Genomic DNA, 20,699 nt, shown 5'->3' with positions numbered 1-20,699 from the left:
CCTACAAGTCCAGTACTTTTTTATTGGATTGGGCATGCTTAAAGGACTCGTCTACGTCCTCGATGATCTTTTCAATTTCTTTGAATCCCTCATTTTGATCAACCTGCGGCAAACTGTCCATGCCAAGTACCTGTAACTTGTCATAGACAGTGAATACGTCCAGCTTATGGATGTCCATTCCAGGAATCAAAAGTTCTTCCTCAGACTCATTGCTCAAGCGACGGACAAGCTTAGAATTGATCAAATCCTCCAAAACTTCTCGAATGAATCGTCTGGGTACTTCGAGTTCTTCACATAACTGTTCAAATGATATGGAATCATCGTATTGTTCAAAGTGTCGCACGATCTTCCTTAATACCAACAAGGTCATCTTCCGCTTGGTCTTGAGGTTCATGGTCAACTTTTCGTTATCGTAAGACCAGGTACCCACGCTCTGGACTGCAAATGCGAACTCCGCACCAAACAGCAGAATGGTCCAGCTGAGTTGAAGCCAAATGAGGAATAGAGGCAATGCAGCAAACGTACCATATACTACACTATAGGTGGTCAAATATACCTGTCCTTTCAACCATAAGAACTGGGTCAACTGAAAAACTGTCCCGGTCAGAATTCCAGCGATCAGAGCTGGTTTTATTTTGACTGTGGTATTTGGAAAGACGAGATAGAATAAAAAAAGCAAAAACCATATTAGCGTATAGGGTATCAATTTTATTAAGAACATAATGATGGGCTTGAAAAAGCCTAAAACGCTGATGGATTCGGTCAATGTTTCAACACTCGTGGTGATATAGACAGTAGCGGAACTGGATAAAATCAGAATAATGGGTCCCAACAATATGACACTGAGATAATCAGTTACTTTTCTTTTAAGTGACCTTCCTTTCTTGGTATTCCAGATACTATTAAAGGCCATTTCAATGTTATTCATCAACCTTCCGACCGCATAAAACAAGAACACAGTACTTATCCCAGTGATGACTCCTCCGCTGGTATTGGCCAGCATTTTATCCGAAAATCCTTTAACAAACTTGTAAACATCATCCTGTCCGGCCAGGTAGTTCTGCATCTCAGATTCAAGGTATTTGTCGAGTCCAAAACTCTGAGCAATTCCAAATGCCATAGCTACAACCGGGACAAAAGAGATCAAAGAAAAGTAAGTAAGTGCTGAAGCTTTTTCACCACATTTATCCTTGTTGAACTCAGAAATGGTAATGACCCATATTCTTATCTGCTTGTAGAACCAGGCTGTTCGTTTGGGAAGGTTCTTGATCTTGATCTTCCAAAGATCTTCCTCCAAAAACTTTCGGGTATTTTGAATATAGGTTGCAATCATTCTTTTGGTCGCTTGAGGTCGCCCATCGAAATTAATCAATTTCGATTACCTCTTTCAATGCACGAGCGATTAATGAAAGAATGAATCAATAACTGTATTTGAGTCGGAGATATAGAGCTTTACTATCCTGTGACTCTGAAAAGTAAAACTGACCAATCAAATCCAGATCGAGGTTATTGACAATGGAATAAGTCACGGAAGGATTCAGAAATAAAGAGCCATCGGTTGGAAAGAGAATAGTTGCCATTCCTGCATTGAGTAATGGGTGAATAGGGTAAGAAGCCTGCAAAAAAGTAGACCAGGTATAGGGTGAAATCGAGCGAATATCCAGATTAGAAGAAGTATTGACCAAGCCAAACGTGGGTTGTTTCTTCCCGAAACTGTTGTACAACACCGACCCGTTGAGGTAAATCGAATTGGCAAACATGTAGTCTAACGAAACACTGGTGAGAAAATCCTGTTTTTTCATTTCTAAATGACTCAAATAGGTCAGTTCTCCTTTAAACCCCATTCCACCTATACTACCAGCCCATCCGGTACCTAGAGCCAGATTGTTTTTCATAACTCCACCTATAAACTGAATGTCGTAATTCCACTGATTGATCTGATACCGGATGGCTGTAGTCATCTCCTCAAAGCTATCTGCTGCCTTGATGGCGAACTCTACTTCCGAAGCATATCCAGTATACTTCCTTACCCGTAAGGCATCACTCCCTGGACGCTCTTCATAGTCAAAATCGAAAAATGAGTAACTATTAAACAGGTCATTGGGGTTCCAGGCTAGATTCACACCCCAGTTTAAGCGTTGACGCCCCAAGGTGACCTCCCAGTCCTCCTTGTGCCACTGAAAGTAGGCTCGATCGATCATTGTATGAATAACCAACCCATTGCGATCTACCGGAGTCCATGACAAATCAAAATAGTCGTTGTTAACATCTATCAGTGAAGCGTAGCTGGGAAATAGCCTGACCAAATCACCTGTGAAAATCCTGTTTCTAAACTCTAGCTTGGCCGTAAAGTGATCGTTGGGGTAATAGGCCAAATTTAAGCGATGATGTATCAGGTTGTCGATTAACGTGGAGTCTTTAGCAGGAAAATTGAATGTGACCATATCCTTGATGTATCCTTTGATCACCAACTTGGGATCCTCTTCCTCCTGCGCACGTGCCATTAGAGGTAATAGCAACACAAAAAGCAGTAGTTTTCTCATCTGCGCTCGTCACTTATCACCTTCCCATCTTCCAGCGTCACCACGCGACGCGCCTTGTCAATGACCCGCTGATCATGCGTAGAAAATACGAAAGTGGCACTCTCCTCTTCGTTCATTTTCGCCATCATATCCAAAAGGTCTGATGTGCTTTTGGAATCAAGGTTAGCTGTAGGTTCATCAGCCAAAACAAACTCGGGTTTGGATGCGAGTGCCCGCGCTACGGCTACTCGCTGTTGCTGACCTCCAGACAGTTGAGAAGGGCGCTGCTTGGCTTTATCGCCTATTCCCATTTGAGTCAACAACTGCATGGCCCGCTCATCACGCTCAGCCTTTGATCGCTTTTGCAGTAACATGATGAACTCGACGTTCTCCATGGTGGTGAGCACTGGTATTAGGTTATAAGCCTGAAATACAAACCCAATATGCTTCAATCGATAATCGATCAGTTCTGCATCACTTAGTTTAGTGATTTCTGTTTCTCCCACAACTACTCTGCCTGTGGAGGGATTATCCAACCCTCCGAGTACGTTGAGCAAAGTAGTCTTTCCACATCCCGATGGCCCTACAATGGCCGTGAACTCACCTTTTTCAATTTCAAGGTTCACACCATTCAGCGCATAAACCGGAATGGTCTTTTCATTATAAACCTTACTAATATTTTCAGCCTTAATTACACTCATAGTCTTTGCTTAAATGGTTTTTTAAATTTTATGTAGCGCCTCAACAGGCTTCAGTTTGACCGCTTTCCATGCCGGATAGATTGCTCCAATAAATGCCGTAATGATTACGGCGATGGCAATGGTCAGGTAAGTAGAATTTTCGATGTATGGATATAAAATGGAACCGTATCCGAATGATTCCAATCCCTCGGAATACTCGCTTAAGTCAATGCCATTTAGGGTGAAATATTTTATAGTGAGCCATCCTAACGCCAAACCGAATGGAGCACCCAGTATGCCGAGATAAATGGTTTCGATCAAGACCATCAGGAACACCTTCAATTTGGCCATACCTACGGCCATCAGCATCCCTAGTTCTTTGAATCGCTCCAGTACCGCCATCAGCATGGTGTTCAGAATACCAAATACTAAAGCGATCATAACAATCGTGATCAACACGTAAAGCATGCTCGAGTACATTTCCTGCATCAATGCTAGCTCAGGAGCTATTTCTTTCCAGGATTCGGCCAGGTCGTTTGGATATCGCTCCTGGTATTTCTGAATTATCTGCGACTCATCGGTATGAGGACCTGTCAATATGGCCAGTTCATGAACTTCATCGATTCCCAGCAATCTCATGAGATCTTCTTGAAGGACAAAAGCATAGCCTTCGTTTAGATTGATCGAGGAACTTTCAATAATTCCTGCCACTCTAAATGCCGCAGAAGTAATGTTGGAGTGGGCATCAGTAAAGGTAAGCACCACCTTGGATCGGACTTTCACATCTAGTTTTTCAGATAGTTTTTTGCCAATGAGGACTGGGTTTCTGCTGATTCCTTCAAAATAAGCTCCCTCACCGATCAATGAATCCAGTTCTGTCACGGCAGATTCCATTTCAGGAATTATTCCTCGCACCTGCACACCCGATGCCTTTTTTGGAGACGCAATCATCCCGTTGACCAGTACTCTGGTAGTAGCCGCTTGTACTCCCTCCCATGTATCAATTTCCTCAACTTTTTGCTTTCCATTTGGTATGGTAAATCTCACCTCTTTGTCCTTCTTGAATTCAGGGTGATGTATCTGGATGTTGGAAATATCGTGATTGATAATATCAGCCATATAGCCCACGATGAAGCCATTCATAAAACCTACCGCCGATACTAAGGCCCATATTCCAACTACAATAGAACCGAGAACTACCAGGCTCCTGCCACGGCTTCTCCAAATATTTCTCCAAGCTATTTTAAGTAACATCGTCAGTTCATTTAATCAATCAAATCGCCTCACGCATCGCTCTCACAGGCTTTAGAGTCCGTATCACGTACAAAGGATAAAAACCCAAAATCAACGCCATGATAAAAATGACCCAGGCTTGATTGTAAAAAAGCGCTGGATCCAGTGAAAAAAAGTAGGCCGGTTCCACACCGAAGCTTTCAATGGCAGCAGCTGATTCTCCAGTGAAATAGATTGGGTGGTAATACCAATAAATAATGAAGGGCAGCGAAATTCCTATTCCGGCAAGCACTCCCAAGGATGACATAATCAGCATCTCCAGAAAGACCGTCAGTTGCATGATCATGCGTTTCATTCCAATGGACATCATCACTCCAAACTCATACATACGCTCGGCGGTCATCATCAGGAAAGTCCCAAACATCCCAAACCCAATGACAGCATAGAGTATCCAGATCATGATTCGACCACTGATACTGTCTATCTCAATGCTTTGCACCAGATCAGGCATTAGGTCACGCCAGCCCATCACTTCCAACCGGCTGGTATCTACTACGTTGCTTATTTCAGCAACAATCCGGTCAGTGTGCTTGGCTTCATCAATAACCAATGCCAGACTGGTAAGCTGATTTCCTAGCGCATAAAACCACTGAGCTTTGTCTAAAGAAATAAAAATAGTGCCTTCATTCTGTGCCGGGGATGGAAACTTCATAATTCCTTTAATCGGGAAGATGCCTGCGGCGTTGGCGCCGTGATATCCCTGACTAATCAGTACAAGAGAATCCCCAACTGCCACCTTGAGGTATTTGGCCAAGCCTTCTGAAATCAAAGCACCGTCATCGTTTGCTTCAATGGATGAACCTTGAATGATTTTCTCTTTGTACCGAGTGAGTGAATCTTCTAACTCCGGATCAATACCTACTACTAGTCCTCCCTTTGTCTTCTGCCCAAACGAAGCAAGTGCAAAGGACTCAACTCTTGGTACCACTCGTTTTACACCCGCTACATCAGCAACCTGGTTGAGTAACGATTGATCGTAACTAAAGCTATTGTCGATGGTCTGATCCTCCCAGTAACCATTCTGATGAATCTGAATATAACCGGTGTAAAAGCGAACTGCTGTTTCGATCATCCGGTCATAAGAGCCGAGCTGCATAGATCGCATACTACAGGCCAACAAGACTGCAAAAGTGATGGACCCGATGGTAATAAGGCTACGGCGTTTATTTCGCCAGATATTTCGCCAGGCTAGTTTTAAATACATTACCGTATGCGTTTCATGTTTTGAATAGAGAAAAACTCAGGCTTGATGTCAGTATTGAACTCCAGGGAATTATAAATAACTACCGTTTTCTGATCGGGATTTTCAGCCGGTATCATTTCCATTCTGGTAGGCACCACACGTCCATCCATTTCCTTCATATCAGACAGCACCATGGTATTGATGAGGTATCCGTCTTCATCATAGTATTTGAATAACAATTGCAAAAAATCCTTTTGGTCTATGTACGCTTCTATTTTGCCCCAGACCACCGCAGCCTCCTCTTTTGGAGTCATGACTATCTTCCATGCTTCATAGCCGCGAATGGTGGTATCCTTCATTAGTTCATGTGTATAATCCTCAACTATGGATGATTCTTTGACCAGGTCGTCATTAGTGAAATCTGATCCCATCCAGGACTGCATCATCATGGATGGTGGCATTTTGATTACCCGATCGATGGTCGGTTGCCAATTCCAGAGTTCCTTATCGCGCTTTAAAAATGCTGCGCCTTTATCTCTTGCGGGAGCCGTGATCAATACCAAACTATAATCTGTGCCCCGCGCCCAGCTCTTCATTGAGATTTCGCGAGTCCAGGTAGGCCTGACTATTTGCATTTCCATTACAGCAAAATTGGACTCTCCCTGCATCTTATCATTGGCCTTTTGAATGATCTCGGTAGCCGTTTGGGCTGAAAGTTGAAAGGTCATCACAGCTAACAAACAAAAAAATAGCCTTCTCATATGTTTCATTTTTAAGGTTTCATGCAGTATTTCTTAATGAGCATGCGTTCCACTTCATCAAGAGGATAGTCTTCCTTCATCAACATGTGGTGCAGAGCTATTCCGTCAAACAAGGTCCCAAGTATTCTTGCTTCCGTCTGATAATCCTCAAATCCAATCTCCTGGAGCAAGCCTTCCAGCATGATGAGATAACCATCCATCTTTCCCTTGGCCATGTCATGAACAAACTGAAACTTCCCGACTTGAGTAGAAAGACCTATAAGTAAGCGATTAAGGTTCTCATTCTGGCGAAACCATTCGAAAATTGATTGAATCAGATTTTCCAATGTCTTTGCCGGATCATCTGACCAGATCTTTTCAATCATGTCATCACCTACAGAGACCAGATCGTCGACCATCGCCTGGAGCAGAGCTTCTTTACTATCAAAATAATTGTAGATCAAGCCTTTACTGATCCCAGCCTTTTTGGCTATCAGAGCGATGGAGGTGGCTTCATATCCTTTAGTTCCAAATAGCTCCAGACTAGCATCGAATATCTTACGCTGACTGGCTTCTCTTATCTCCTCAAATTGTTCCTTAGATCGTGGACTCATATATTGACTGAACGGTCGGTCAATTATAAAGTTACAAAAATTTGTCTCATTTCAAAAAACCATTTAGAAACTGGATCAATCCGAAAACCTGTGGGGAATAGTATTTGTTGAGGACGGGCATTCGTTCATTTTAGGTTTTCGAGAATAAAATTGGATTTACGAATAAAAGACTGTCTGAGGCTGGGCTTCACCATATTTAGATAAGAAATGAAATGGCGAGTTTCTTTTATTTGCCAATTTTTGGATTGGAAAAGCGTAAAGAAATGAACTCAGCCCCGGGGCGCGCAGCCTAGATTTTTGCTTACTTTTCATCGATGGAAAAGTAAGATTAAAGAATTTATGAGTACTGAGCTAGACTCGAAGATAATGCTAAAGAATTATGCAATATTCTAAAATCAAATGACCTAATTGTTTCAAGCACAATTGTGTTCAAAAGGCGTAACCCACAGAAATATTGCTTGACCCTTAGAACTATCCGTGTCTTAGCTCTATAATGGTAATTTCAGGCAGTATCCCTACTCTACCCGGATATCCCAGGTAGCCATACCCCCGATTGACGTACAAGTACTGATCACCAGCCTGGTACATATCGGCCCATTGCTTGTACATCCACTTAGACGGACTCCATCGGAAGTCGCCTATTTCGATTCCAAACTGCATGCCATGTGTATGACCTGCAAGCTGTAGGTTGATATCTGGGAATTCAGGCCTTACCTGAGCATCCCAGTGGCTTGGGTCATGAGAAAGTAATATCTTGAAAGGAGCTTCTTCTGTCCCCGCATACGTTTTGGCCAAATCTCCATATTTAGAAAATCGGCCGGCACCCCAGTTCTCTAATCCGAGTATTGCCAACTGTTCGCCGTTTTGGGTAAGAATCCGATTCTCATTCAGCAAGATATCCCAGCCCATGTAGCGGTGCATTTCATGCAGTTGTTTGATATCTGCCTGCTTCGCTTCCTGACTAGCCCAACTGCGATAATCTCCATAGTCATGATTTCCCATGGTGGAGTAAACACCCAATGGTGCAGCTACTCTATTAAAAATATCCAAATAAGGTTTGGCCTCATCGCTTTGATTGTTCACCAAATCACCGGTGAAAAATACTATATCAGGCTTTTCTGCTCGGAGCATATCCACTCCTCCCGCCACAGCCGTCTTATTGAAAAAACTACCGGTATGAATATCTGATAATTGAGCCAGTCGCATTCCATGAAATGCCTTTGGCAACTTCGGTGAGGTGATAACTCTTTTTCGAACACGGTAATCGTGGGCACCTGAGATGATTCCAAAGCTGAACACAGCGATTGGCACGGTACCGGCAATCAAAGCCGATTTGGAAATAAACTCTGATCGGGAAAGATCTGGCGTTTCTTCTGTCTTCGAAGGAATAAACTGTGCAACCCAGGTAATGAATCGTCTCCCATCGTCAAAGAGTACAAAAAGAGCTGCAATCAGTTTACCGATGAGTGTGATGAAAAAAGCGGTGGTGATAAACAGCCTTAGATCGGCGAATTGCTTCGGGTCCAGCTGATTGTACATCAGTATACCCACAAACAATACTGCAGACAAACCAAAATAGAGCACTGTAAGACTCCTTCTGGTCATCAGCGAGTAGTCACCAATTACTACTTTAACCGCCTGAAATATGTAAATATCAAAGGCAACATACAGTACTGCTATAAAGGCCAGAAAGTAAATTCTACTCATATGAAAAGAATAACCCCGACGCTACGGTCGGGGTTTTGAATTTTAACTAATTCCTAGTTTTCTATTGATTTTAGCAAAGAACAGGTACATCACTGGTACAATGATCAAGGTGAGGAATGTCGCGAACGTCAAACCGAATATGATCGTCCAGGACATTGGCCCCCAGAAAGCCACATTGTCACCACCTAGATAAAAGTCGGCATTGTAATTACCGAGGAATTTGATGAAATCAATGTTAATACCAAGTGCCAATGGAATCAATCCAAGCACCGTGGTAATAGCCGTCAAAATCACAGGTCTCAAACGAGTGGTACCTGCATCAGCAATGGACCTAACAATTTCATCAAACGGGAGCTTATCTACACCCATTTCCTGCCTTCTCCGCTCTCTACTTAACTCAATAAAGTCGATGAGTACGATGGCATTGTTTACTACAATACCCGCCAGCGAGATGATACCAATCATGGTCATGATTACCACGAAGTTCATCTGAAAAACTACCAGACCAAGGAACACCCCGATCGTACTCAATAGTACCGACATCATGATGATAAATGGAGTAGTCACCTTGTTGAACTGGGCAACAATGATCAAAAAGATCAAGCTCACGGCAATCCCCAAAGCAGTGCTCAAGAAAGCCATTTCTTCCGCTTGCTTTTCTTGCTCACCGCCAAATTTGTATTCATATCCATCCGGCATTTCATAGTCAGCGAGTAATTCCTTTATCTCATTGTTGATGGCGGTGGCATTATAACCGGCCTCCACATTGGAGCTAATCGTGATGACACGGTTTAGGTCCTTCCGCTTCACTGAACCATAAGTAGAGCTCAACTCAGTAGAGGCAACAGACGAAATAGGTACACTTTTTATACGCCCAGAAGATTGATCTCTAAAGACTATGCTCTTACTCATCAGTGCATCTGGATCGTTTCGATACTTCTCCATCATTCGTAACTGTACCTCATAGTCGTCTTCGCCCTCTTTGTATTTGGAAATCTCTTTACCAAAAAGAGCGGTTCTTATCTCCATGGCAATTGAGTTAGTAGACAAACCAAAACGTCTTGCCTTTTCTCTATCAATGTTTACGATCATCTCAGGCTTACCAGTTTCCAGGTCGGTTTTCAGCTTTTCGATCCCTTCTATTCCCGATTCATTGATAGTCTTCTTGATGTCTTCGGTAATATCAATGAGCTGTGCAAATTGATCACCAGAAACCTCAATACTAATAGGCTTACCTGCTGGAGGGCCGTCAGCATTTTGATCTACTGTGACAGCTACGCCGGGGTACCCACCAATAGCATCTCTGATTTCAGACAGGATTTTCTTAGTGTCAATTCCATTCCGATACTTGAACTCTTTAAAGTTCACCGTGATTCTAGCTTTGTTTGGTGTATCCTGCTGACCAAAAGAAGATGGATCGTTCGGGTCAGATGTACCTTGTCCTACATTGGCAATAATAGACTCTACAATAGACTCATATGGCTTAACAGTCTTGAATACAATCTGCTCCACTTCATTAGTAAACTCATTGGTCCGATCAATATCATTTCCCACTGGGAATTCAATGAACACGTTGATGTATTTAGGATCAGTTTTTGGGAAGTACTCGACCTCCGGAGGGAACGTAAACATCAAACCAATGGAGAAGACAAACAGCAATACCGTACCCCAAAAGAACATTACGGGTTTCCATCCAGCCAAAGCAAAATTCAGCGTCTTTTTGTACAATCCCTCCAGCCAAGGCAAAAAGGATCGTTGAAACGAATTAGATGCAGGCGTCAATACATACACATTGAGCACAGTGATAATTGCCGCTATCAACAGTAGGTTACCTAAAACACGAGCACCTAGCAATACAAGTAATAACCCGATGGCCGCTCCAACTCCAACAATGATCATCAATCGTCGCTTGTTGATTTCGCCCGTATCTATTTTCATAAATGATGCAATCAGCACAGGGTTAATAACCAACGCCACGAACAGTGAAGAACCAAGAGTAACTATCAATGTGATAGGTAAGAACTTCATGAACTCTCCCATCATACCTGGCCAAAATGCCAATGGTAAGAAAGCCGCCAAGGTGGTAGCAGTTGAAGCGATAATAGGCCAGGCTACTTCACCTACTCCTCGCTTGGTTGCCTCGAAGTTGCTATAACCCTCTTCCATCAATCGGTAGACGTTTTCAACAACCACAATCCCATTATCAACCAGCATACCAAGTGCCATGATTAGAGAGAAGAGCACCAACATGTTGATGGAAATATCAAACATACCCAATATCATGAAAGACATGAACATGGATAGAGGAATAGCTACCCCTACGAACAGGGCGTTTCTTGAACCCAAAAAGAATAGCAACACCAATACTACAAGTATGACACCTGATATGATGTTATTCTCCAGCGAACTGACTAGTTCCCGAGTCTGCTCTGATTGATCATTGGTTTTGGTAACAATAAGATCCTTTGGAAAAACATTTTCCTTTGCATCTTCTAGAATTACATTGATCTTCTCAGTAGCACTTAGCAGGTTTTCCCCACTTCTCTTTACCACGTCGATCATCACCACCGGATTACCTCTTAATCGGGCATAGTCCTGAGCATCTTTGTAATCAAAGTCAACCTCTGCAATGTCTTTTAAGTAGACAATGGCTCCATTCTCACTCTTTACGACGATATCCAGCACTTCTTCGGGTGTCTCGAATTCACCGACCACACGAACGGATCGCTTGATATCACCTTGCTTTATACTACCACCTGATAGCGTAATATTCTCAGATCGTACGGCATTCTCGATATCACTAAAATTGACCTCTCGAGCTTCCATCTGATAAGGATCCACATTGATCTTGAGCTCTTTTTCATTGATCCCTCTAATCTCAACTTTGGACACCTCTTTCACCTTTTCAATCTCCTCCTCCAGGTACTCTGCGTATCCGTTGAGCTCTTCCATGGTGTAATTACCCGAAAGGTTGATATTCAAGATTGGAAATTCTGAAAAGTCCATCTCAAACACATTGGGATCTGTTTGTAGCTCTGGCAAATCTGGCTTTGCACGATCTACAGCATCTTTCACCTTAGTCAGGGCATCTTCGATATCCGTAGATGAAGTAAACTCGACAATGATTGTAGAGTAATCCTGAACCGACGTAGACTTAATATTGTCCACCTCAGCGATGGCGTTAATCTCCTGCTCCAGCGGTCTTGTCACCAGGTTTTCCATATCCACAGGCGAATTACCAGGATGCGGAGTACCTACGTAAACTATTGGTTGAGAAACCTCTGGAAAACTCTCCTTTGGCAATGTGAGGTAAGTAGTTAACCCCATCACCACTACCAGGAGTGTCAGTATATAAACAGTTGTTTTGTTGTTGAGTGACAGTGTAGTCAGCCCAAACTGCTTATTCGTATTGATATTTTGATTGTCTTCTGACATTAGTAGAATCGTTCTAGTGAAACACTTATTTAATAGAAACTGCTACGTCTGGAGACAAGTCTCTATATCCGTCATTGGCGATCACTTGCCCTTTTGTCAATCCTTCCTTGATCTCGGTTTCCAGTCCAAAAGAAACTCCAGGAGTAACGTAAACCTTCTTAGCTTTCTTCATGCCATCGGCAGAAACCACCTCGTACAGATAGCTTCCTTGGCTATCAGTCTGAATGATTTTGGTTGGAACAACTAATGCCTGATCATTTTTATAGTCTATTAGCCGAACGACCACCACCTGGTTTGGCTTCACTTCAAAATCCACCTTTGGCATACTCAGTTCGATCTCAAAGGTTCTGTTATCATTTTTAATCACTCGACCAACATTAGTAATCGTGGTTTGTACCGTTTTATCCTGAGTAGGGAAATACACTTCCGCCATTTGGCCTTCTTTGAATTTGCCCAGATGCGTCTCAGAGACATCAGAAGTGATGAACATATCTGCCTGGTTCACAATTCTGATCAGTGGCATTCCTGGCTGAGCCATTTCACCAATTCTTGCTGGCACATTATCTATCACCCCGGCAAAAGGTGCATACACATTTGATTGTCTCAATTGTGCTTTCAATGTTGCCAAACGGCTTTCAAGAGACTCTTTGTTGTTCTTGGCTTGTAAGTATTGGACTTCTGTACCAATGTTTTGTTTCCAGAGTTTTTCCTGGCGTTCATAAATGGTAGTAGCAAGCTCCAACTGCGTCTCGACCTCTCCGATGTTGTTGCGAATGATGTCAGCATCTAAAGAGATTAGTAACTGGCCTTTAGTAACTGACTGCCCTTCTTTCACACTGATAGATTGGATACGGCCCATCGTTTCTGCAGATAACACCACATCCTTTCGAGACTCTACTCCTCCTCTTACTTCTATCTCATGAATGAAAGTCGTTGGTTGCATATTAAGAGCCGTGACGAAAACCTCGTTTACTTCGTTGGTCAATTCACCAGATGCTTTGAGTTCTTTCTCCAACTCTTTAATCTGCCCCTCGAGCTCCTTCTGTTGCTCTTTGAGTTTCTTTAATTGTGCCATTTTATCATCGGCAGCTTGTGAGTCTCCACAAGCATAAGCCAAGATGGCCACTGCTGTAAGTAGTATTACGGTTTGATTGATCTTTCTCATGATCTATTGTTGGTTATAGAGATTTCCGATTGCTTTTTTAAGTTCTAACTGCGCAATGATGGCATCATATAGCGCACTGTAATAGTTGGTTTGTGCTTCTTTGTATGAATTGTCAGCTTCCACCACTTCGAGATTGGAGCCTACTCCCTCTTCATATTTAATCTGCGTGATATCGAAGATATTAGAAGCCAGGTCCATAGACTCCTGCTGCACTTCGAGTTTGCTGACCGCATTAGATAGATTGGCTTTAGCCTGAGCTACTTCCAGGTCAATGGACTTTTCCATAGCGTCCAGTCCATTCTCAATTTTGAGAAGACTGAGCTTTTCTTGTTGGATCTGGTAACTGCGCTGCAGACCTGTGAATAGGTTCCAGTTGAGCCTCAAGCCTAGTGCAGAATAGCCATACCATTTGTCAGGGCCTATCCGATCATTTCCTTCGAAGGAGGCCTGTGTGGTGAAAATACCTCCAAAATCTGGTGACTGGGTATTATAACCCAGAGTTGCAAATGCCGAAATACTTGGGATCGCCTCTGCATACTTGTTCTTAATATTTAGCTCTTGAAGCTCCTTGTTGGCCAGCATCACCTGATAATCAGGTCGCTCAGCATATGACACTTCATTTGACGGCATCTCCAATTCTGTCAGAGCCACATCTTCCAGTTCTCCAGCTAAAACCAAATCCTGATCATATGGATAGTTCATTTGGAATTTTAGGAGCTTAACAGAGATGTCATACATGCTTTGTAAATCTTGCAAGCTTACCTTCAGATTGTTTAGTGAAACCCTGATACGATCCACATCAAGTTGCTCTGCAAATCCATTCTCTTGCATTGCTTTGGTGTTGCGATAGAGTGTATCTAATCTGCCAAGATTAGACTGAATCATGTCCAGTCGCTCTTCCATGATCAACAGGTTGTAAAATGCTTTAGATACCTGAAGCACTACATCCTCTTTGGTCTGGTTAGCTTGCTTTACTGACAGGTCTTTATAGGCTTTGGAAGCCTGTAGCCCTACGATATAAGAGCCATTGAAAATAATCTGGTTGATATTTAGATTGGCATCACCATTACCTTTCAGTGCAAAGATGTTTTCCAGGGCTGCAACGTCTCCATCTTCCATACCGAGCTGCGCGGCTGTCGCATCATCTATAAAAAAGGATTGACCACCAGCTGTATATTGCGTGAAAAACCGCTGCTGTGTAGGGCTCTGCTGGGCCGTGACCGTACCTGAGATCTGTGGCAGACCGATACCCACCGTTTCTTTCACCCTTGCCTTGGCAATTTCTTCGTCCAGTTTGGCATTTTGTGCATTCACATTGTTAGCCAAAGCATAGTCGATGCACTGCTGCAAAGTAAACTCCTGACTTCCGCTGCTTTCTTGAGCCCGGAGCCAGGTTGCTGTCATCAATAGTAATAAGGTTAGTTTTACTTTCATGTGAAAATTTGATTATGATCGTTTATGATCCTATCGGATCATTATTGTGAGCTTTAGATTGATATTCAGTATATAATTGCTTGCCTTTTTCGGATAGTAAGCCATGTACAAAATGTTCGAATAATTGTACCTGTACTTCCAGAAAATTGAATTCTGATCTTGGGAAAATATCATTGTTAAAAGCGAGCTGTACAGTCTCCATTCTTAATATCGCAATTACCCTAGGATCAACTTCAGGCCTGTAGAAGCCCTCTTTAATGCCGTTATTGATATTGTCCATCACTTGCCTTCTCAAAAAATCACTCTTGAATCTTTGAAAAATTGCCCAGGCATCTGCGTGGTATTTCTGCAAATCGTACAGCATGGACGGGTTAATTTTAAATACGTGCTCACGCATGCATTTAGACAGATTGAACAACTCCTCAATCGCATTGGACGAAGTGTCTTTGATTTCAGAGAATTCACTCATCTCCCCTTTCATGTAGTCCTCTACTGCCACCGTCACCAACTCGTTTTTGTTACTAAAATGCTGATAAAGTGTTTTCTTGGACATTGACAGAGCTCTCGCCACATCATCCATCGATACCGAACGAATTCCGTACTGGATGAATAATCCCTGCGCTCCTTCTATTATCTTCTGTTTTAAATCTTCCAATTGGTAGCTTTGGTTGTCAAATTAGTCACGAAAATACGATGGAAACTTTCATTATTCCAAAAGTTTCCTGAGTTTCTACGTGATTATTTTCAGAAGGTTATACTATTCAGATGATTTTTTATTTAAATGTTTATGAACCTCTTCTTATTCAATGGATAATACGTTGCATTACGAAAAGCACGGAAATGGCCGTAAAAACCTGATAATTTTTCATGGTTTTGGTCAAACCAATAAAACCATGCTCAGCTGGTTAGATTCTGTAAAATCGAATTTTACCATATATAATTTTGATCTTTATTACCACGGCAAAAGTATAAGAGCTAATACACCGCTCTCTACCAAACAATGGAAACTAGCATTTGGAGCCTTTCTAACTCGGGAGCAGATCAATCATTTTTCTATTGCAGCATTCAGTCTAGGTGGCAGATTTGCACTCGCCACTTATGACGCTTTTTGTGATCGGGTAGAGTCAATGATTCTGGTCGCACCAGATGGAATTTTCCAGAATACCTGGTTTCGAATCGCTACCAGCCCTATCACTAATCCACTATTCAAATACTTGATGCTCCACCCAACCCAATTCAACAGCCTATTGAATTTGATCGAAAAATTAGGATTGGCCAGTTCTCAAATAGTGCGTTTTGCTCAAAAAGAGCTTTCGGCAAGAGACAACCGCAAACGCGTCTATCAGTCCTGGACGTACTTCAAACCACTCCAACCCGATCTCACATTCATCATCAAAACTGCGAACACCCTTCATACACCCTTTCATTTCATTCTAGGCAGCAAAGACTATATCGTACCGATCAGTAAAATCAAGCCTAAAATGACTCGTGCGCATACAGCCAAATTCCACATTTTACCTTTGAAACATCATCAACTAATCGAGGGAGCAAAAACCTTGATTCCTTCTTTACTAGAAGGGGATATTCTTTGATATATTCTTCTATTTTTGCGGTATCAAAGCAAGTCCTCTCAAATGATATACATCTTTCAAAAATCAGCTGACTCATTTTTCACAGTAGGCAGCAAAAATGAAATTGATTCCAAAACACAAGAAAAACTGACGTGGCTCTTCTCCGGAGCAACTTTAATGGAGCAAAAGTCACTCGAAGGACCATTCATAGGCCCAAGAAAAGAGATGATCACTCCATGGAGTACCAATGCTGTGGAGATCACTCAAAATGCTGGAATTGAGGGATTGGATCGAATCGAGGTGTTTGAAAGAGAAAGGGGACAACTATTTGACCCGATGTTGCAACAGAAGTATGCAGCAATAGATCAAGATATCTTTACACTGAAGATTCAGCCGGAACCAATCAAATACATTGATGATCTGGAGACCTATAATGTAACGGAAGGATTGGCTCTCAGTGAAGAAGAGATATCCTTTTTGAAGGAAGTATCAGAGGAAATCGGCAGGAGTCTGACCGACTCTGAAGTATTTGGTTTCTCTCAGATCAACTCTGAACACTGCCGCCATAAAATATTCAATGGCCAGTTTATCATCGACGGAGATGAACAACCACTGACGCTGTTTCAATGGATTAAGAAAACATCCAAAGACAATCCCAACCACATCGTATCGGCTTACAAAGACAATGTGGCCTTTGTGAAAGGACCAGTAGTGGAACAGTTTGCTCCGAAAACGCAGGATAAACCAGACTACTTTGAAGTGAAGGATTTCGAATCCATCATTTCACTGAAAGCAGAAACCCACAACTTCCCAACTACGGTAGAGCCTTTTAATGGAGCAGCTACCGGATCTGGCGGAGAAATCCGCGACCGTATGGCTGGAGGTATTGGAAGCTTTCCACTTGCAGGAACAGCCGTATACATGACCTCTTACTCCCGACTGGAAGAAGGTAGATCCTGGGAAGAACAGATTAAGCCGAGAAAATGGCTCTACCAGAGCCCAAAAGACATTTTGATCAAGGCATCGAATGGTGCCAGTGACTATGGCAACAAGTTTGGTCAACCGTTGATCTGTGGAAGTGTACTCACCTTCGAGCACGAAGAAGCCCAGGAAACCATCGCTTTTGATAAAGTGATTATGCTGGCTGGCGGTATTGGTTTTGCTAAGCTAAAGGACGGCATCAAAAAGAAAGTAGCAAAAGACCAAACGGTGGTGATCCTCGGAGGTGACAACTACCGAATCGGGATGGGTGGAAGTGCTGTTTCTTCTGTAGATACTGGCGCATTTGACACCAAGCTAGAGCTAAATGCCGTGCAGCGTTCCAATCCGGAAATGCAAAAACGAGTGTGCAATGCTGTACGAGCAATGGCTGAGCTGGATGATAACCCAATCGTTTCCATCCACGATCACGGAGCTGGAGGTCACTTAAACTGTCTTTCTGAATTGGTGGAAGATACTGGTGGGGACTTCAAACTGGAAAACTTTCCGGTTGGAGATCCTACCCTATCAGAAAAAGAACTGATTGGGAATGAATCCCAAGAACGTATGGGATTAGTAATCGATCCGAAGAATTCCGAATACTTGAAAAAAGTATCGGCTCGTGAGCGTGCTCCATATTACGAAGTAGGAACCACTTCTGGAAACAACGAGCTGACCTTTAAGCGAACGGGTGCAGAGCAAGCTCCTTTTCATTTGAAAATGAATCACCTATTTGGTTCATCTCCTAAGACCATTCTTACAGATAAAACCTCTACAAAGAAGTTTGAAGAGAAAATATACGAAGAAAATAAGGCAGAGGAATACATCGAAAAAGTGCTTCAGCTGGAAGCTGTGGCGAGTAAAGATTGGTTGACCAACAAAGTGGACCGGTCAGTAACTGGAAAAGTGGCTGTACAGCAGACGGTTGGTGAAATCCAGGTACCGCTCAACAACCTGGGGGTCATGGCACTAGACTATTCCAGTAAAAAAGGAATGGCCACCTCTATTGGCCATGCACCAGCAGCAGCTTTGATAAACTCAGGAGCAGGCTCCAGACTTTCAGTGACCGAGTCATTGACCAACCTGGTCTGGGCACCGCTTTCTCATGGACTCAATGGTGTTTCTCTAAGTGCCAACTGGATGTGGCCAGCTAAAAACGATGGCGAAAATGCTCGGCTGTACAAAGCCGTGAAGGAAATCAGTGAGTTTACCTCGGCACTCGGGATCAACATTCCCACAGGCAAGGATTCACTCTCCATGGCGCAGAAATATCCTGACGGTAAGAAGGTATTGGCTCCAGGTTCTGTGATCATTTCAGCTGTTGCGGAAGTGAGCAACGTGAGTCAGGTAGTCACGCCTAACCTGAAAAAAAGTACAAGTAGCCAGTTAATTTACATTCCGTTTAGCAACGGTCAGTTTGACTTGGGTGGCAGTTCATTTGGTCAGGTGATCAACTCCCTGGGTGGCAATACGCCTGACTCTACTCCGGAGATTGTGGTTAATGCTTTCAATGCTGTACAGCGATTGATTCAAGACAACCTAATCCTGGCAGGACACGATGTAGCCTCTGGCGGATTGGTCACCACGTTGTTGGAAATGACTTTCCCAAATAAAGAGGGTGGTGCTAACATCAACTTCGATGGTTTTAAGGAAACAGACATTATCAAAATACTCTTTGCTGAGAACCCGGCAGTAGTCCTTCAGGTATCCGATCTGGAAAGAGTATCGGCAGTTTTGAAAGAGCATCAAGCGGAATACACCCTACTGGGATCTGCTACTAATACCCGCAACATCAAATTAAGCAAAGATGATTGGCAGTTGGAGCTGTCTATTGATGACATGCGCGATATCTGGTTTAAGACTTCTCACCTTCTGGATCGTGAGCAAACTAAGCCTGAGCTCGCCGATAAGCGCTTCGCCAATTTCAAAGAGCAACCGCTAGCCTATCAATTCCCAGCGACGTACACTGGAAAGTTTTCGGATTACGGCATTGATATCAAACGTAGAAATGCAAGTGGCATCAAAGCTGCCATCATTCGTGAAAAAGGCGTGAATGGCGACCGTGAGATGGCCTATTCGCTCTACCTGGCTGGATTTGATGTGAAAGATGTACACATGACAGACCTGGTCAGTGGAAGAGAAGACCTCAGCGATGTGAACATGATTGTGTTCGTTGGAGGTTTTTCTAACTCAGATGTGTTGGGTAGTGCCAAAGGCTGGGCAGGATCCTTTATCTACAATGAAAAGGCAAAAGCTGCACTGGATAGCTTCTATAATAGAGAAGACACACTAAGTCTTGGAGTTTGTAACGGGTGCCAGGTGATGATGGAGCTTGGATTGATCTATCCTGAGCTGGGCGATAACCATCCTAGAATGCATCACAACATCTCCGGTAAGTTTGAATCGGCATTTGTGAGTGTCGATGTACTAGAGAGTAATTCAGTCATGTTCAGTTCGCTTGCAGACAGCCGATTGGGCATTTGGCTGGCTCATGGTGAAGGACAGTTTGTACTCCCTGGTAAGCCGGAAGACTACAATATTCCAGTGAAATACAGCTACGAAGCGTTCCCAGGTAATCCTAATGGTAGTTCATTTGCTACTGCTGCGGTAGCTTCCAGAGATGGAAGACATGTCGCGATCATGCCGCATCTGGAGCGATCGATCTTTCCATGGAACTGGGCCCACAACGAAGCAATCAAAGACCATGAAGTCTCTCCATGGATCGAGCCGTTTGTCAATGCTAAAAACTGGATAAAGAATAAAGGATAAGTCTTCAGTCTCACGGATTGAAATATTTTTCACGTAATTCAAGTTTTTTGATCCGTGAGGCAATAGCTCCTCTGCTCCTCCCAAAGTATTCAGCAAGTTCTTTGATAGGCGTCCTTTTCGCAAAGAGTTCCTCCAGCTCCAAATCATCTTCAAGAGTCCAGGAGCTGTAGGCAGAAGGTTTGGACTTTCGCACTTCTTCGTACGAATAGGTTTTCCCTGCTTTTGGGGCAACGCTATCTTTTAGGACCACATCAATAGCGGCTATTGATTCGGCATTTGAAATCAGCGGCATGATCCGCCACATACAGAATATTGATATCTTGTTAAAGGTCAGGTACAAGATCGGTCGATCTTTTCGTTCCATAGCATATCTGGCCAGAGTAGATGTTTTACCAGACCCTGCCACAGCATTCACTATCAGATTGTCCCTAGAGTATATAACGTCCCTTTGTTGGTCTGAATAGTTCACATGAACCTGTTTTAAGAATCAAATAAACCTAACGAAATGAAAATCAGCAAGTCATTCTTAACTTCATCCGGAAGCCTTAGAATTTTATGGATTTTTTGACTGAGCTAGTTGTTAATATAAAATAAAAATGTCTAGTTTT

General features: G+C 42.9%; 15 protein-coding genes. 2 read left to right on the top strand and 13 right to left on the bottom strand.

Annotated elements, in window-relative coordinates; all coding sequences use genetic code 11:
• Window position 1 precedes the first annotated feature (1 nt).
• From ACO067_RS21670 to ACO067_RS21615, 12 genes are all read right to left on the bottom strand, one after another.
• Window positions 2–1,333 (bottom strand): YihY/virulence factor BrkB family protein, encoded by a 1,332-nt coding sequence (locus tag ACO067_RS21670; RefSeq protein ID WP_421878128.1) that lies wholly within the window; start codon window positions 1,331–1,333, stop codon window positions 2–4.
• A gap of 85 nt (window positions 1,334–1,418) precedes the next feature.
• Window positions 1,419–2,543, bottom strand: a complete 1,125-nt coding sequence (locus ACO067_RS21665; protein ID WP_421878126.1) for a hypothetical protein — start codon at window positions 2,541–2,543, stop codon at window positions 1,419–1,421.
• Window positions 2,540–3,223, bottom strand: a complete 684-nt coding sequence (locus tag ACO067_RS21660; RefSeq protein WP_421878124.1) for an ABC transporter ATP-binding protein — start codon at window positions 3,221–3,223, stop codon at window positions 2,540–2,542. Before ACO067_RS21660 ends, ACO067_RS21665 begins: the two co-directional genes overlap by 4 nt.
• 21 nt (window positions 3,224–3,244) lie before the next feature.
• Window positions 3,245–4,456, bottom strand: coding sequence for an ABC transporter permease (locus tag ACO067_RS21655; protein ID WP_421878122.1), 1,212 nt, complete (start codon window positions 4,454–4,456; stop codon window positions 3,245–3,247).
• A gap of 19 nt (window positions 4,457–4,475) precedes the next feature.
• A complete protein-coding gene (locus ACO067_RS21650) occupies window positions 4,476–5,699 on the bottom strand; it encodes an ABC transporter permease (protein WP_421878120.1) in 1,224 nt (407 codons plus the stop codon).
• The gene (locus tag ACO067_RS21645) at window positions 5,699–6,439 is read right to left on the bottom strand and encodes an outer membrane lipoprotein-sorting protein (protein WP_421878118.1); all 741 of its coding nucleotides are present in this window, start codon (window positions 6,437–6,439) and stop codon (window positions 5,699–5,701) included. The genes ACO067_RS21650 and ACO067_RS21645 overlap by 1 nt, the downstream gene beginning before the upstream one ends.
• A gap of 11 nt (window positions 6,440–6,450) precedes the next feature.
• Window positions 6,451–7,032, bottom strand: a complete 582-nt coding sequence (locus ACO067_RS21640; RefSeq protein ID WP_421878116.1) for a TetR/AcrR family transcriptional regulator — start codon at window positions 7,030–7,032, stop codon at window positions 6,451–6,453.
• A 471-nt stretch (window positions 7,033–7,503) separates the two neighbouring features.
• Complete coding sequence (locus tag ACO067_RS21635) at window positions 7,504–8,739, bottom strand: metallophosphoesterase (RefSeq protein WP_421878114.1); 1,236 nt, start codon at window positions 8,737–8,739, stop codon at window positions 7,504–7,506.
• 42 nt (window positions 8,740–8,781) lie between these two features.
• Window positions 8,782–12,174, bottom strand: coding sequence for an efflux RND transporter permease subunit (locus ACO067_RS21630; protein ID WP_421878112.1), 3,393 nt, complete (start codon window positions 12,172–12,174; stop codon window positions 8,782–8,784).
• Between the two features lie 25 nt (window positions 12,175–12,199).
• A complete protein-coding gene (locus ACO067_RS21625) occupies window positions 12,200–13,339 on the bottom strand; it encodes an efflux RND transporter periplasmic adaptor subunit (RefSeq protein ID WP_421878110.1) in 1,140 nt (379 codons plus the stop codon).
• 3 nt (window positions 13,340–13,342) lie between these two features.
• A complete protein-coding gene (locus ACO067_RS21620; RefSeq protein ID WP_421878108.1) occupies window positions 13,343–14,773 on the bottom strand; it encodes a TolC family protein in 1,431 nt (476 codons plus the stop codon).
• Window positions 14,774–14,795: 22 nt separating this feature from the next.
• Window positions 14,796–15,428 carry a TetR/AcrR family transcriptional regulator gene (locus ACO067_RS21615; protein WP_421878106.1) on the bottom strand — a complete coding sequence of 211 codons (633 nt, stop codon included), beginning with the start codon at window positions 15,426–15,428 and terminating at the stop codon, window positions 14,796–14,798.
• A gap of 151 nt (window positions 15,429–15,579) precedes the next feature.
• Between ACO067_RS21615 and ACO067_RS21610 the strand changes: the two genes are divergently transcribed.
• Complete coding sequence (locus ACO067_RS21610) at window positions 15,580–16,365, top strand: alpha/beta fold hydrolase (RefSeq protein ID WP_421878104.1); 786 nt, start codon at window positions 15,580–15,582, stop codon at window positions 16,363–16,365.
• Between the two features lie 42 nt (window positions 16,366–16,407).
• Window positions 16,408–20,091 carry a phosphoribosylformylglycinamidine synthase gene (purL, locus tag ACO067_RS21605; RefSeq protein ID WP_421878102.1) on the top strand — a complete coding sequence of 1,228 codons (3,684 nt, stop codon included), beginning with the start codon at window positions 16,408–16,410 and terminating at the stop codon, window positions 20,089–20,091.
• A gap of 10 nt (window positions 20,092–20,101) precedes the next feature.
• Here the strand turns inward: purL and ACO067_RS21600 are convergent, their stop codons facing one another.
• Window positions 20,102–20,560, bottom strand: coding sequence for a hypothetical protein (locus ACO067_RS21600; protein WP_421878100.1), 459 nt, complete (start codon window positions 20,558–20,560; stop codon window positions 20,102–20,104).
• Window positions 20,561–20,699: the final 139 nt, after the last annotated feature.

The organism is Marinoscillum sp., assembly GCF_965229915.1.
In the GTDB taxonomy this organism is placed as follows: domain Bacteria; phylum Bacteroidota; class Bacteroidia; order Cytophagales; family Cyclobacteriaceae; genus Marinoscillum.
This window is presented reverse-complemented; position numbering and strand designations above follow the sequence as displayed.

Bases quoted from the DNA above. Each gene is read 5' to 3' on its own strand.
- ACO067_RS21670 (WP_421878128.1), bottom strand. From the start codon at position 1,333: ATGATTGCAACCTATATTCAAAATACCCGAAAGTTTTTGGAGGAAGAT.
- ACO067_RS21620 (WP_421878108.1), bottom strand. From the start codon at position 14,773: ATGAAAGTAAAACTAACCTTATTACTATTGATGACAGCAACCTGGCTC.
- ACO067_RS21635 (WP_421878114.1), bottom strand. From the start codon at position 8,739: ATGAGTAGAATTTACTTTCTGGCCTTTATAGCAGTACTGTATGTTGCC.
- ACO067_RS21640 (WP_421878116.1), bottom strand. From the start codon at position 7,032: ATGAGTCCACGATCTAAGGAACAATTTGAGGAGATAAGAGAAGCCAGT.
- ACO067_RS21660 (WP_421878124.1), bottom strand. From the start codon at position 3,223: ATGAGTGTAATTAAGGCTGAAAATATTAGTAAGGTTTATAATGAAAAG.
- ACO067_RS21650 (WP_421878120.1), bottom strand. From the start codon at position 5,699: ATGTATTTAAAACTAGCCTGGCGAAATATCTGGCGAAATAAACGCCGT.
- ACO067_RS21630 (WP_421878112.1), bottom strand. From the start codon at position 12,174: ATGTCAGAAGACAATCAAAATATCAATACGAATAAGCAGTTTGGGCTG.
- purL (WP_421878102.1), top strand. From the start codon at position 16,408: ATGATATACATCTTTCAAAAATCAGCTGACTCATTTTTCACAGTAGGC.
- ACO067_RS21645 (WP_421878118.1), bottom strand. From the start codon at position 6,439: ATGAGAAGGCTATTTTTTTGTTTGTTAGCTGTGATGACCTTTCAACTT.
- ACO067_RS21665 (WP_421878126.1), bottom strand. From the start codon at position 2,543: ATGAGAAAACTACTGCTTTTTGTGTTGCTATTACCTCTAATGGCACGT.
- ACO067_RS21655 (WP_421878122.1), bottom strand. From the start codon at position 4,456: ATGTTACTTAAAATAGCTTGGAGAAATATTTGGAGAAGCCGTGGCAGG.
- ACO067_RS21610 (WP_421878104.1), top strand. From the start codon at position 15,580: ATGGATAATACGTTGCATTACGAAAAGCACGGAAATGGCCGTAAAAAC.
- ACO067_RS21625 (WP_421878110.1), bottom strand. From the start codon at position 13,339: ATGAGAAAGATCAATCAAACCGTAATACTACTTACAGCAGTGGCCATC.